The sequence below is a fragment of the Acinetobacter sp. SM1B genome (assembly GCF_003289665.1).
GTDB classification, from domain to species: Bacteria; Pseudomonadota; Gammaproteobacteria; order Pseudomonadales; family Moraxellaceae; genus Acinetobacter; species Acinetobacter schindleri.
Genome location: NZ_QMBM01000001.1, coordinates 2,356,077 through 2,368,811, shown reverse-complemented (window position 1 = coordinate 2,368,811; position 12,735 = coordinate 2,356,077). Strand labels below are relative to the sequence as shown.

The 12,735-nt window shown below is 44.8% G+C and carries 12 protein-coding genes and 4 tRNA genes; all 16 read left to right on the top strand.

Going from position 1 to position 12,735, the window contains the following annotated elements; all coding sequences use genetic code 11:
- The 16 genes from C8322_RS11450 to tuf all read left to right on the top strand — a co-directional run bounded on the left by C8322_RS11450 (nt 1) and on the right by tuf (nt 12,730).
- A complete protein-coding gene (locus tag C8322_RS11450) occupies nt 1-780 on the top strand; it encodes a uroporphyrinogen-III synthase (protein ID WP_005220698.1) in 780 nt (259 codons plus the stop codon).
- A complete protein-coding gene (locus C8322_RS11445; protein ID WP_005220699.1) occupies nt 777-1,604 on the top strand; it encodes a hypothetical protein in 828 nt (275 codons plus the stop codon). The genes C8322_RS11450 and C8322_RS11445 overlap by 4 nt, the downstream gene beginning before the upstream one ends.
- A gap of 6 nt (nt 1,605-1,610) precedes the next feature.
- The gene (locus C8322_RS11440) at nt 1,611-2,804 is read left to right on the top strand and encodes a heme biosynthesis HemY N-terminal domain-containing protein (protein WP_111810643.1); all 1,194 of its coding nucleotides are present in this window, start codon (nt 1,611-1,613) and stop codon (nt 2,802-2,804) included.
- A gap of 10 nt (nt 2,805-2,814) precedes the next feature.
- A complete protein-coding gene (locus tag C8322_RS11435) occupies nt 2,815-3,243 on the top strand; it encodes an acyl-CoA thioesterase (protein WP_076752946.1) in 429 nt (142 codons plus the stop codon).
- Nucleotides 3,244-3,385: 142 nt separating this feature from the next.
- Complete coding sequence (locus tag C8322_RS11430) at nt 3,386-3,712, top strand: H-NS family nucleoid-associated regulatory protein (protein WP_026056799.1); 327 nt, start codon at nt 3,386-3,388, stop codon at nt 3,710-3,712.
- A gap of 184 nt (nt 3,713-3,896) precedes the next feature.
- Nucleotides 3,897-4,640 (top strand): type II secretion system protein N, encoded by a 744-nt coding sequence (gene gspN / locus C8322_RS11425; RefSeq protein WP_004890585.1) that lies wholly within the window; start codon nt 3,897-3,899, stop codon nt 4,638-4,640.
- A complete protein-coding gene (locus C8322_RS11420; RefSeq protein WP_111810642.1) occupies nt 4,640-5,506 on the top strand; it encodes a type II secretion system protein N in 867 nt (288 codons plus the stop codon). The genes gspN and C8322_RS11420 overlap by 1 nt, the downstream gene beginning before the upstream one ends.
- Before the next feature lie 38 nt (nt 5,507-5,544).
- Nucleotides 5,545-7,797 carry a type II secretion system secretin GspD gene (gene gspD / locus C8322_RS11415; RefSeq protein ID WP_111810641.1) on the top strand — a complete coding sequence of 751 codons (2,253 nt, stop codon included), beginning with the start codon at nt 5,545-5,547 and terminating at the stop codon, nt 7,795-7,797.
- A 64-nt stretch (nt 7,798-7,861) separates the two neighbouring features.
- Nucleotides 7,862-8,515, top strand: a complete 654-nt coding sequence (locus C8322_RS11410) for an FHA domain-containing protein (RefSeq protein ID WP_111810640.1) — start codon at nt 7,862-7,864, stop codon at nt 8,513-8,515.
- Between the two features lie 82 nt (nt 8,516-8,597).
- Entirely contained in the window at nt 8,598-9,266 is a 669-nt protein-coding gene (gene gph / locus C8322_RS11405; RefSeq protein ID WP_108675755.1) for a phosphoglycolate phosphatase, read from the top strand.
- Nucleotides 9,267-9,374: 108 nt separating this feature from the next.
- On the top strand, nt 9,375-10,868 hold the full coding sequence (gene trpE, locus C8322_RS11400; protein WP_004813574.1) for an anthranilate synthase component I: 1,494 nt from the start codon (nt 9,375-9,377) through the stop codon (nt 10,866-10,868).
- A gap of 98 nt (nt 10,869-10,966) precedes the next feature.
- Nucleotides 10,967-11,042: transfer RNA gene (locus tag C8322_RS11395), tRNA-Thr, on the top strand.
- Nucleotides 11,043-11,098: 56 nt separating this feature from the next.
- A tRNA-Tyr gene (locus tag C8322_RS11390) sits at nt 11,099-11,182 on the top strand.
- A 38-nt stretch (nt 11,183-11,220) separates the two neighbouring features.
- Nucleotides 11,221-11,296: transfer RNA gene (locus C8322_RS11385), tRNA-Gly, on the top strand.
- 17 nt (nt 11,297-11,313) lie between these two features.
- A tRNA-Thr gene (locus tag C8322_RS11380) sits at nt 11,314-11,388 on the top strand.
- A 151-nt stretch (nt 11,389-11,539) separates the two neighbouring features.
- Nucleotides 11,540-12,730 (top strand): elongation factor Tu, encoded by a 1,191-nt coding sequence (gene tuf, locus C8322_RS11375; protein ID WP_004811166.1) that lies wholly within the window; start codon nt 11,540-11,542, stop codon nt 12,728-12,730.
- The last annotated feature ends 5 nt before the right edge of the window (nt 12,731-12,735 follow it).

Genomic DNA, 12,735 nt, shown 5'->3' with positions numbered 1-12,735 from the left:
ATGCTGTTTATCAATACTCGCCCTCAGGATCGTGCTGTCCGACTCACACAGCAGTTACAGGCAGCACAAATTCCTGTGGTAGAGCTACCTTTGCTGGAACTGGTTGCACAGCCTTATTCAGCAGAATTGGATAGCTTGTATCAGCAGTTGAATCGTGCTCAAGTCATTGTGGTGGTGAGTCCGACTGCGGTGCAGATTGGCATGCAATATCTGGCGCAGGCAGGCATTGAACTGGCTACATTGGCCTATATACAGTGGATTGCTGTAGGGCGCAGCACTGAACAGGCATTGCTACAATATGGCATTCAAAGTCATGTGCCTGAGGTTGAAACCTCTGAAGGAATGCTACAATTACCGATTTTGGAGAGTCTTGAAAAAGATACTGTTGTAGCCTTTTGGCGAGGTGAGGGCGGTCGATTATTTATGATGGACCATTTGCGTCAACAGGGCGTTGAAGTACTAAATTTTGTACTGTATCAACGTCAGTGTCCGGTTCAGTCACAGCAGGCTATAGCTGCGCTCTTGCCTCGATTGCAGGACAATCGTCATTATGTGGTTCTGATGAGTAGTGAAGCCAGCTGGTTAAACTGGGTGCAGCTAATGCAGCAGGAAATCTCCTTGATCAGCAAGGGAATTTATTTGGTTTTAGGCCCACGTTTGGCCGCTATTTTAGGGGAATACCGTCAACATCATGCTGCAGCATTTGAGTATATACAACTCGAGAACCTGAGCAGCGATGTGATCGTACGGGAGATGAAGCGAGTACTGGGGAACTCATGAAGAAAATTTTAATCGTGCTGTTCATTGTGGCATTCGCCTGGATGGTCAAAATCAGTTATGACCTGTTCAGTTTGCGCCAGGCCCATACAGAACTCAGCTCCAGCTTTACTCTATTGCAGCAGCAAAATGCCAGTTTGAATGACAAGGTGGTTGCACTTAAACGCCAGGTAACTGAACAGCGCCAGGATGCACCAGCTGTATTCAACTCACAGATAGCTACTGCACCTGAATCGCATGATGCCGAACTGGTTCGTCAGCAACTCAGCCTGATTGAGTTCGCTTTGCAGCAGCAGCAATACAGCACAGCATTGGAAAAACTCAGTCAGCTGCAACTGGATTTGCCGAATTATACGCTTGCACCGGCTTTATTAGACGGTTTGGAGCGTGTACTCAGTAAAGATCAGGTAATGTTGCAACAGTTCATCAATAGTCGTCTGGTACAGCAGAATAAAATCCGGGATTTACTTAATCAAATGGATGCTGAAATTGCCAGGGAGTTAAAAGCCCAGCACAGTGCCACACCGGCAGAGTCTGGTTCCTTCTGGCGCAATCTGATTCAAATTGAAGCTGTGCAGCAGCCAAGTACGGTGTTAATGCAGCGAGGACTAGTGTTGAAAGAGGCGCAATTACGTTTATTGATGGCACAAAACGCGCTACAGCAAAGTCAGCAAATTCCTTTCCAGCAATCGCTTGGTGCCGTGGCTGAAGTCCTCAAACAATTACCGGATGCGAAAAGCCAGCAATGGGTTAAACAGCTGGAACAGATCCGCACCATACCGCTGACACCGGTTCCTCCTCTGAATGCCCGTACCTTAATGAGCTGATCGCTTATGAAACAGATTCTGCTTGCCTATTTATTTGTCAGTCTGCTCGGTATTGCGGCTTTAAGTCTACTCAGTTACGGTCACGGACCAGGGTATGTCTATCTGTACTGGCGTAACTGGCAGCTACAGACCAGTCTATGGATACTGGCAGCGCTACTGGTTACGATCAGCTTTGTCATGCATATGCTGTGGTATGCGGTTACGCGTTATCTGAATCGCGAGCAGCGCAAAAAACAGCGCGTTTTCAGTTTTCATCATTTACATCCTTATGAACAGCTGGCAGTGGTGTGGCTGCTCAATGCCTCACAGGATCAACGTGATTTTATTCAGCAGTCTTTTGTCCAGTCTGGATTATTAAAAGATATTATTCATGCACGTTTGTCTTGGGGGCAGCAAGATTTTGATGAGGCCTTGAAATCTTTAAATCAGTCCAATCCGATGGCATTTGAACTGGCTGAATTACAGCGTATTGAAGTGTACTTATCGCAACAGGACGGTCAGCAGGCATTAACCCATCTTGAATTCTTAAATCAGCATGAATTATCCCCGTGGCTGTTTAAAGTTAAATCAGCTTATGAGCAGCGATTAACCAAATTATGGGGACAATTTGCCTTGAAATTTCCCTGGTTGTATTTAAGATCAACTCAATATGGTCATTTAGAGCAAAATACTAAAACACTTTGGCTAGAACAATTATTACTGGCTTTTGAACAGGCGGATCAGGAAGATTTAAAATACTTGCAACAGCGCTATATCGACTTAAGCGAAGAAATATTTACACGTGACTATACCGTCAAAATATTGTGGCTGAAGTTGTTATTTAAAATGCCTGAAATGAGTGCCGAGCATGAAGCGCTAGCAGTGCATTTATTGGAACAGCAATTTAATCAGGACGTATTTTATTTATGGTTTCAGCAACAATTACTTCGACAAAATCCTGATTATGAAATTATTAACCAGCAAATTTCATTGTGGGAAGAAAAATATACAGCAGTGCCGGTCTTAACATTTGCCAAATGGCATGTACTGCAAGCTGCGGGTCGAGTAGAGGAAGCCCAGCAACTGCTTGCACTCTATCCAGATGATGTGCGTATGAGTTATCTGCGCATTAAATCTGCCTTGCAGGGGCAGGATGAGTTACAACAACAACTGAATCAGGTGTTTGAATCAAATGCCAATTTTATTGATACAAGAATATAGGGGATAATATATGGAATCACTTGCGCAGTATCCAGTGATTTTTGAGCAACGCGTGGCTTGGGGTGATATGGATGCCTTTGGTCATGTTAATAATGCGGTGTATTACCGTTATATTGAAAGTGCCCGACTGGCTTATCTGGATCGATTAAATATACTGGTTGGTCCATTATTAACTGTTGTGGCTACGAATCAATGTCGCTATTTAAAGCCTGTGGTTTATCCGGATCAACTTAAAATCGGTGTGCGTATTGAAGATATAGGCACTACCTCATTTCGTATGAGTTATTTATTATGGAGTGAGCAGCAGCAAAGTATAGTGGCAATTTCTGAAGCGGTTCTGGTTTGCATAAATAAAAATAGCATGCAAAAAATGCCAATTCCTGAAGATGTACAGGAAATAATAAGAAATTTAGAAAATACGGTTGAACATACAGTTTAAAATACGAGAAAATTATTTAATTTTGTAATTAATTTTATTATTTGTTGTTATCCGTTCAAATTTTTTTATTGAATATTTTATTTAATCTAAATATTATGAAAAAGTTATTTATAAAACGAATAATATTATTTTTATGGAGAGAGTGATGCCAGACATTACGAATTTATCAGTTGAAGAGTTAAAGCGTTTACAAGCTGAAGCTGAAGCATTAATTGCGTCTAAAAAAGACCAGGAAATCGAAGATGCTTATAATCAGGTATTAAGCATTGCAGAAAAAGTAGGTATGAGCATTGAACAGTTGCTCGAGTTCGGTGCCTCTAAGCGCAAGAAATCATCTCGCAAGACTGTAGAACCACGTTACCGCAGTAAAGCAAATCCGGAAGAAACCTGGACAGGTCGTGGTAAACAGCCACGCTGGCTGGTTGCAGAACTGGAACAAGGTGCCAAGCTGGAAGATTTTCTGATCTAAAGATTTGACTGTGAATGTTGTCATAGGTCAGTCATGGAAATGATCTATATATCTTTAACCAAGCATCATTGCTTGGTTTTTTTATGCCCATCAATTGGCGTGGTGAAAAAAGTATGCATAATGTACTTATATTAAGAAAAGAATCATAACTAGGAACTGAAATTGATGGATTGGTTGGGGTGGGATGAGCAGTAAACCGAAAACTTTCAAATGGTTAATTCTTGCCATAGTCGCCTTTTTTATTTTTGTGGTTTTGCAGGTGCCGGCTGCCTGGCTGATTTCAAAATTTTATAAAAATAATCAGGTACTGCATAACGTCAGTGGCAATATCTGGCAGGGGAGTGCTGACTGGAAAAAAGGTCAATTGCGTGGCAGCCTTAACTGGCAGGTCCGTCCATTGGATTTGCTATTATTGCGTCTCGGGGCAAATGTGGAAGTACATAGCGGCAATACTAAACTTGCCGGTGTAATGGCTTACGGTCTGACCAAAACGCTAGTCGCCAGGAATCTGGAAGGACAGGTCGCACCAGAAACCTTGAAAAATCTGGCAGATTGGCAATGGCCAACCAATGCAATTCAATTTAAGCAGCTCGATTTTAAATATAAGAAACAAAATGGCTTTAGTGATGTGAGTGGTCAGTTGAATTGGACCGGGGGAGAATTGATCTATACCTTTGCACAGCGTCAAGAGCGGATGAGTGTTCCTGTTCTTGCCGGGAAGCTGGCAGATGAGTCAGGTAAATTATTGCTGGATGTTCGCGATAGTCGTGATCAGAAAATGCTGAATATTGAACTTGATCCCGATCTGATGCTGAATGTGCAACTGACACAGCGTATGTTACTGAATGTTCCTTCCTATGAAGGTAAAGCTGGACTGGACACTTATGTCATCAGCACCCGTCAGCCGTTGATGGGAGGCCTAAACTGATGGCCATCAATATAGATAAATTTAAACAGCTGGATCTACAGGCATTTAATAAAGCGGCACCCGCACTTTTAGTTTTACTGATTCTGTATCTGTGCTGGAAACTGGCAGCCCTATTCTGGCTGGTTGTTGCACCGCCTCAAGCCCTACAGGTAGAACGTGTAGAGCTGGGCTCACAGCAGTCACGGATTCCGAATATCAGCTCTTTCGCCTTATTTCAGGAAACTGGACAAAGTGCGGCAAGTGCGGAAGTCTCCAATATTCTGTTACAAGGGGTGATGGTTGCCAGTCCAAGCTATTTGTCTTCAGCAGTATTGAAGTTGAATGATCAGGTCGATCGTTATCGTGTTGGCGAGAGCTTGGGTAATAGCGGCTATGAGCTGGCTGAAGTGTACTGGGATCGGGTGATCATTCGTCAGCAAAATGGTGCGAGTAAGGAAGTTTTCTTTAAGGGCCTGGAAAATGGCTTAAATCAGCCTTGGCAGAGTAATGAGCAGAAGAGTGGGCGTTCATCGTCATCCTCGAATTGGGGTGGGACAGCGAATCAGCCAACAAATGAGCCTGCTTCACCACAGAATGAGATTAGTCGCGCGATTCAGCAGATGAATGAAAACCGTGAACAGTACCTGGAAAATATGGGAGTTTCTGCAGGTGAAGGGGGTTATGAAGTCACTTCGCGAACTCCGGCAGTGCTGCGTAACCGTCTCGGTCTCAGACCGGGCGACCGGATTGTCTCTCTAAATGGTCAAACCGTCACTGCAGGACAATCTGAAGCGCAGTTGCTGGAACAGGCACGACAGCAGGGCCAGGTAAAACTTGAAATTAAACGTGGTGATCAGGTGATGACCATTCAACAGGATTTAAAGTGATGTGTCATCACATATAGGGTTGGGAAGCATTTAGGTTTATGGCTTTATTTAATAATAATCGATCAGCATGGGCGCTTTGTGTTGCCGCACCTCTGGTGGCTATGGTCAGTACCGCAACTTATGCGCAGACTTGGAAAATCAATCTGCGTGATGCAGACCTGGCTGCTTTTATTAATGAAGTAGCCGATATTACGGGGAAAAATTTTGCCGTTGATCCAAGGGTACGCGGCAATGTCACAGTCATTTCAAACCGGGCATTAAACCGGGCTGAAGTCTATGATCTGTTTCTTGGAGTTTTGAATGTTAATGGTGTCGTGGCGATCCCATCCGGGAATACCATCAAACTGGTGCCAGACAATAACGTCAAGAACTCCGGTATTCCGTATGATGCCCGTAACCGTGCGACTGGTGACCAGATTGTGACACGGGTAATCTGGCTGGAAAATACCAATCCGAATGACCTGATTCCAGCACTACGCCCACTAATGCCGCAGTTCGCCCATCTGGCAGCTGTACCGGGAACCAATGCCCTGATTGTTTCCGATCGCGCTAGCAATATTTACCAGCTGGAAACGATTGTGCGTAACTTGGATGGTACCGGTCAGAATGATCTGGAAGCCATTACCTTACAGTCGAGTCAGGCTGAGGAAATGATTGGCCTGATTGAGTCCATGACAGCTACAGGTTCTGCCAAGGATCTCAAAGGCTCACGTGTGCGGGTCATGGCAGATCAGCGGACCAATCGGATTATCATCAAAGGCGATACTGCAACCCGTAAGCGTATTCGCCAGATTATTGAAACGCTGGATGTGCCTGCAGCGGATCGTTTAGGGGGGCTAAAAGTCTTTCGCCTGAAATATGCCAGTGCCAAAAACCTGGCTGAAATTTTACAAGGACTGGTTTCTGGGCAGGCTCAGGGGCGTTCGAGCTCTTCTTCAGAGAACAGCTCCGCAGGAACTTCGCTGAATACATTGGGCAATAACAGCTCTGCATCCAATATGTCTCAGGAAGCTTCCACTTCCGGGATTCAGTTAAATTCAGGATTAGGAAATAACCAGCAAGGAATTACCAGTTTTAATGCCAATGGTGTCAGTATTATTGCTGATGCGACCCAGAATTCATTGGTAGTGAAGGCTGATCCACAACTGATGCGCGAAATCGAGTCAGCGATTAATCAGCTGGATACGCGTCGTCAGCAGGTGTTAATTGAAGCTGCGATTATGGAAGTGGAAGGTACGGATGCTGACCAGCTGGGTGTGCAATGGGCACTTGGTGATCTGAGTAGCGGTATTGGTCTGATTAACTTTGATAACTTTGGTGCCAGCCTGAAAAATATTGCTGCCGGCTATCTGACCGGTGGTGCGGCAGGGGCAGGCAGTGCAATTGGTACAGGAACCTCACTCGTGATAGGTGATTATCGTGAAGGCAGTGATGGTTCTCGAAAGCTCTATGGTGCACTGATTCAGGCACTCAAAGAAACCACGAAGTCGAATCTATTGTCTACGCCATCGATTGTGACCATGGACAATGAAGAAGCCTATATCGTAGTGGGTGAAAACGTTCCATTTGTAACAGGTTCAGTTTCTACGGGTGCGGCAGGTGTTGCCAATCCCTATACCACCATTGAGCGTAAAGATGTGGGTGTGACATTAAAAGTCATTCCGCATATTGGTGAAAATGGAACCGTACGTCTGGAAGTCGAGCAGGAGGTTTCTGCAGTTGCACGTGATAAGGGGCAGGCATCAGATCTGGTCACTAGTAAACGTGCGATCAAAACTTCAATTCTGGCTGAACATGGTCAAACCATTGTGCTCGGTGGTCTGATTTCAGATAACACCAGCTACGGTCGTCAGGCGGTACCGGGTTTGGGTGCAATCCCTGGTTTAGGGCGTTTATTCCGCTCGGAAGGTAAATCCAATCAGAAGCGTAACCTGCTGATTTTTATACACCCAACGATTGTGGGGGATAAAAATGAAGTGCGTAAGATTTCCCAGCAGCGTTACAGCCAGCTGTATAGCTTGCAATTGGCGCTAGATTCGGATGGTAATTTTGCCAAACTGCCAGAAAACCTAGATGACGTATATCAACAACGTCTCCCTGTTTCTAAAACACCCGTAGGGTCGAATTACCAAACTGTACCGACTGCACCTGTAGCCTCACAGCCGACGGCAGTAGTCACTACGCCAGTTGCAATTGAACCTGTAGGGCAACAGCAATCTGTGCAACCAGTACAAAATGTAGAAAAAACCCGAAATACAGTGACAACCACGACGTTGCGTCCGAAAAGCTAGAGGTGCGGTAGTTGCAAACAGCATGTTATGATCAACGTAACAGAATAAAAGAGAAGTGGATGTTATGACTTGGAAAATTCAAGCCATTACTGGCGATCTGACGGGACAGGAAATTAGCATTGACCGTGACATGCTGGTGGGTCGTCATCAGGCAGCAGATATTGTGTTGCAGGCTGCAGAAATCTCGCGTAAGCATGCTGCCTTCTTGCTGAAGGAAAATGCACTGTGGGTACAAGACCTGGGTTCTTCAAATGGTACTTTTGTCAATGATATGCGCATTGATTCAGAAGCATTGCTGAAACAGGGTGATATTGTACAGTTTGCCAGCCTAAAATTCTCTGTGCTTGAGCCAGCACAAGAAGTCATCGTCGAACCTGAACTAGAACAGACAGCTGAACGTATTATTGAAGAGGCTGCTGAGAAGACTGCTGCTCATCAGATGAATGAGCAGGGTATGCCAGAGCTAAAAGAGCGTGATGCTGAAGTCCAGTTGACTCGTGATGGTATGCCAACCAATGTAGGTATTCCAAAACCGGCGCCAATTCCTGAAGGTATAGATTTATCTGCGGTTAAACCTGAACCAACACCAATTCCTGTTGAGCAACCGGTTTCTCGTGTAGAAGAAGCGAAGGAAAAAAAAAAAAATGCTTCAGTCGGTTTGATTTCTTTAATTGTTATTGTGATTTTAGCAATTATGGCCTGGCTATTCTTTAAATAAGCCAAGTATTGGTTACAATTAAGGCATGCAATCGCATGCCTTTTTTGTGGCTGCGTGATGAATAAACATAAAGAGGGTGGAAATGTCTGTAGCACAACTGGATAAACGTGAGCTGATTTTATTTGATCTGGATGGCACCTTGGTGGATTCTGCTTCTGACCTGTATCGTGCCATGAATATGAGCTTAAATGTGCTGCAATTGCCTTTTGTGACTGAAGAACAGGTACGAGTCTGGATTGGAAAGGGTACTTCGAAGTTTTGTGAAAGCGTACTACTGCACCTGACTGGAAGTTTGGATCCAGCACAGCATCAGGAATTACTAAATACTTTCCTGGAAGTCTACAATGCTGATCCATGTGTCGATACCGTACCATTTCCGGGCATTATTGAATTTCTACAATGGGGTAAAGTACAAGGTAAAAAGCTCATTTGTGTGACCAATAAGCCCGAACAGCCTGCACGCAGTATTTTAGATATTTTGGATATGGCGAAGTATTTTGATGACACTATTGGTGGTGACCGTTTTACCGAGCGTAAGCCGGATCCGCGTCAATTGCTGCATTGTGTCGAGCATTATGCTGTCAGCAAAGAGCAGGTGCTGATGATTGGCGACTCGGTGAATGATGTCGAAGCTGCACGCCGTGCCGGTATAGATTGTATTGTAGTCAGCTATGGCTATAATCATGGTGAGAATATAGCAGACAGCCATCCTCAGGAGATTGTGGATGATCTACGTGAACTGCTGGCTTAATTAGGGTATTAGGGAATTAAAATGAATAGTTCTAAGGTTTTTCGATGGCGTCGCTCAGTCCAATTCTATTTACACACTGAGTAACCCTAATTTAAAGAGAAAAACCGAATGACCACTCAAGCACAATTCCAGCAACTTGCTGCGCAAGGCTATAACCTGATTCCCGTTTACCGTCAGCGCTTGGCCGATACTGATACGCCCCTTTCTATTTTTGCTCGCCTTAAACAGCATCAACAGGCTTATCTGTTTGAATCGGTTGAGGGGGGGGAGAACTGGGCGCGTTATTCAATCATCGGTTTGGGTGAATCTACCGTGTTCTCCTGTAACGCAGGTGAACTGACGGTACAACATGCCGATGGCTCGATTGCAAAGCAGCACTGTTCAGACCCCTTCCAATACATTCGCGACTTTCAGGCGCAGTTTAAAGTGCCGACTCAAGCAGACTTACCTGCTTTACCAAGTTTTACTGGTGGTCTGGTCGGTTACTTTGGCTATGACTCGGTACGTTATATCGAGCCAAAGCTGAATAATGTCCCTGAAGCCGATCCAGTAGGTTTGCCAGATATCTGGATGATGCTGTCTAAAACAGTGATCGTATTTGATAACCTCAAAGATACCTTGTTTTTGATTGTGCATGCCGATACGAATGATGCTAATGCATATGAAAAAGCACATGAAAAATTAAATGAATTGGAAAATATTCTGGCAACACCAATCAGTCTGAAAGCAGAAAAACATACTCCACCGCATTTTGAGTCATTAACCGGGCATGACAACTTCCTTGCTTCTATTGAAAAAGTGAAAGAGTACATCCGTGCTGGTGATGTGATGCAGGTAGTACCCGGTCACCGTATGGTCTCTGATTTTGATGGAGAGCCTCTACAGGTCTATCGTGCGTTACGCCACCTTAACCCATCACCCTACCTGTTCTTGGTGCAAGGGCAGACCTTAGAAAACAAGACACCATTCCATATTGTAGGTTCTTCACCTGAGATTTTATCTCGTTTGGAAAATGGGATTGCTACTGTGCGTCCCCTGGCAGGGACTCGTCCGCGTGGCAAGACCAAAGAAGAAGATCTGGCATTAGAAAAAGATCTGCTTTCTGATGAAAAAGAGATTGCCGAGCATTTAATGCTGATTGATCTGGGCCGAAATGATGTTGGTCGGGTGTCAAAAATCGGTAAAGTGCAAGTGACTGATCAAATGGTGATCGAACGTTATTCGCATGTCATGCACATTGTCTCGAATGTACAAGGTGAAGTGCGTGATGATGTAGATGCATTGGATGTTTTTAAAGCAACATTCCCGGCAGGCACGCTTTCTGGTGCACCAAAAATTCGTGCCATGGAAATTATTGACGAAGTTGAGCCGGTAAAACGTGGAATTTTCGGTGGTGCTGTTGGTTATTTAGGCTGGCACGGCGAAATGGACATGTCGATTGCGATTCGTACCTGTGTCATTCGTGAAAATAAGGTCTATGTTCAGGCCGGAGCAGGGCTGGTTGCTGACTCAAATCCTGAATCTGAGTGGAATGAAACCCAAATAAAAGCTCGCGCAGTGATCAAAGCGGTTGAATTATCATCAAATGGTTTGATTTTATGAGTTTTTGACGTTTTTTTTGAAAAAAACACTTGCATGGTTTCTGAGTTTTGCTAAACTGCACACCGTTCCGATACGAAACGTACGAAACACTAAGAAACGCCGGCATAGCTCAGTTGGTAGAGCAACTGACTTGTAATCAGTAGGTCCACAGTTCGAATCCGTGTGCCGGCACCATCTTAGAGAGTTTCTAGTGTAGAGTAAAGAACAGCACTGATGTAAGTGTAAAAAATGGTGAGGTTCCCGAGCGGTCAAAGGGGGCGGACTGTAACTCCGCTACGAAAGTTTCGAAGGTTCGAATCCTTCCCTCACCACCAATTTTAAGACTTCAATAAGTGGTTTGTACCAACATCGTGCGGGAGTAGCTCAGTTGGTAGAGCGGTAGCCTTCCAAGCTACATGTCGCGAGTTCGACCCTCGTCTCCCGCTCCATTGAAGTACTAATATTTGCTCTTATAGCTCAGTGGTAGAGCACTCCCTTGGTAAGGGAGAGGTCTCGAGTTCAAATCTCGATAAGAGCTCCAGATTACAGTTTATCGCAACATTGTTGCAAAAGATTCCAAAAGCAGGCTATTTAGTCTGCTTTTCAAGTATTGGGCGTTTGATTTTTTTAGGCGATATGTCGGAGCTGAGTTTTACTCAGAATTGTGTTCGACGTAAACGAGGAAGATGAACATGGCTAAGGCTAAGTTTGAACGTAATAAGCCACACGTTAACGTGGGCACAATTGGTCACGTTGACCATGGTAAAACAACTTTAACAGCTGCAATTGCAACTGTATGTGCGAAGAAATTCGGTGGTGAAGCGAAAGACTACGCTGCAATTGACTCTGCACCAGAAGAAAAAGCACGTGGTATTACCATTAACACTTCTCACGTAGAATACGATTCTCCAACTCGTCACTACGCTCACGTAGACTGCCCGGGCCACGCCGATTATGTTAAAAACATGATTACTGGTGCTGCTCAGATGGACGGCGCGATCCTTGTATGTGCTGCGACTGATGGTCCAATGCCACAAACTCGTGAACACATCCTTCTTTCTCGTCAGGTAGGTGTACCTTACATCGTTGTATTCTTGAACAAATGCGACCTTGTAGACGACGAAGAGCTTCTTGAGCTAGTTGAAATGGAAGTTCGTGAACTTCTTTCTACTTATGACTTCCCAGGTGATGACACTCCAGTTATCCGTGGTTCAGCTCTTCTTGCGCTTAACGGTGACGCTGGTCAATATGGCGAAGCTGCAGTTGAAGCTCTTGTTGAAGCGCTTGACTCTTACATCCCAGAACCAGAACGTGCAATCGACCAAGCATTCTTGATGCCAATCGAAGACGTATTCTCAATCTCAGGTCGTGGTACAGTAGTAACTGGCCGTGTTGAGACTGGTATTGTTAAAGTTGGTGAATCAGTTGAAATCGTTGGTATCCGTGATACACAAACAACAACTGTAACTGGCGTTGAAATGTTCCGTAAACTTCTTGACGAAGGTCGTGCGGGCGAGAACTGTGGTGTTCTTCTTCGTGGTACTAAGCGTGAAGACGTTCAACGTGGTCAAGTACTTGCTAAGCCAGGTACAATCAAGCCGCACACTAAATTCGACGCAGAAGTATATGTACTTTCTAAAGAAGAAGGTGGTCGTCATACTCCATTCCTTAACGGTTACCGTCCACAGTTCTACTTCCGTACAACTGACGTAACTGGTGCGATCGCGCTTAAAGAAGGCGTTGAGATGGTTATGCCTGGTGACAACGTTGAGATGTCAGTAGAGCTGATCCACCCAATCGCGATGGACGCAGGCTTACGCTTCGCGATCCGTGAAGGTGGTCGTACAGTTGGTGCTGGTGTAGTATCTCGCGTTACTGCATAATATAG

Bases quoted from the DNA above. Each gene is read 5' to 3' on its own strand.
- C8322_RS11450 (WP_005220698.1), top strand. From the start codon at position 1: ATGCTGTTTATCAATACTCGCCCTCAGGATCGTGCTGTCCGACTCACA.
- C8322_RS11445 (WP_005220699.1), top strand. From the start codon at position 777: ATGAAGAAAATTTTAATCGTGCTGTTCATTGTGGCATTCGCCTGGATG.
- C8322_RS11440 (WP_111810643.1), top strand. From the start codon at position 1,611: ATGAAACAGATTCTGCTTGCCTATTTATTTGTCAGTCTGCTCGGTATT.
- C8322_RS11435 (WP_076752946.1), top strand. From the start codon at position 2,815: ATGGAATCACTTGCGCAGTATCCAGTGATTTTTGAGCAACGCGTGGCT.
- gspN (WP_004890585.1), top strand. From the start codon at position 3,897: ATGAGCAGTAAACCGAAAACTTTCAAATGGTTAATTCTTGCCATAGTC.
- C8322_RS11420 (WP_111810642.1), top strand. From the start codon at position 4,640: ATGGCCATCAATATAGATAAATTTAAACAGCTGGATCTACAGGCATTT.
- gspD (WP_111810641.1), top strand. From the start codon at position 5,545: ATGGCTTTATTTAATAATAATCGATCAGCATGGGCGCTTTGTGTTGCC.
- C8322_RS11410 (WP_111810640.1), top strand. From the start codon at position 7,862: ATGACTTGGAAAATTCAAGCCATTACTGGCGATCTGACGGGACAGGAA.
- gph (WP_108675755.1), top strand. From the start codon at position 8,598: ATGTCTGTAGCACAACTGGATAAACGTGAGCTGATTTTATTTGATCTG.
- trpE (WP_004813574.1), top strand. From the start codon at position 9,375: ATGACCACTCAAGCACAATTCCAGCAACTTGCTGCGCAAGGCTATAAC.
- tuf (WP_004811166.1), top strand. From the start codon at position 11,540: ATGGCTAAGGCTAAGTTTGAACGTAATAAGCCACACGTTAACGTGGGC.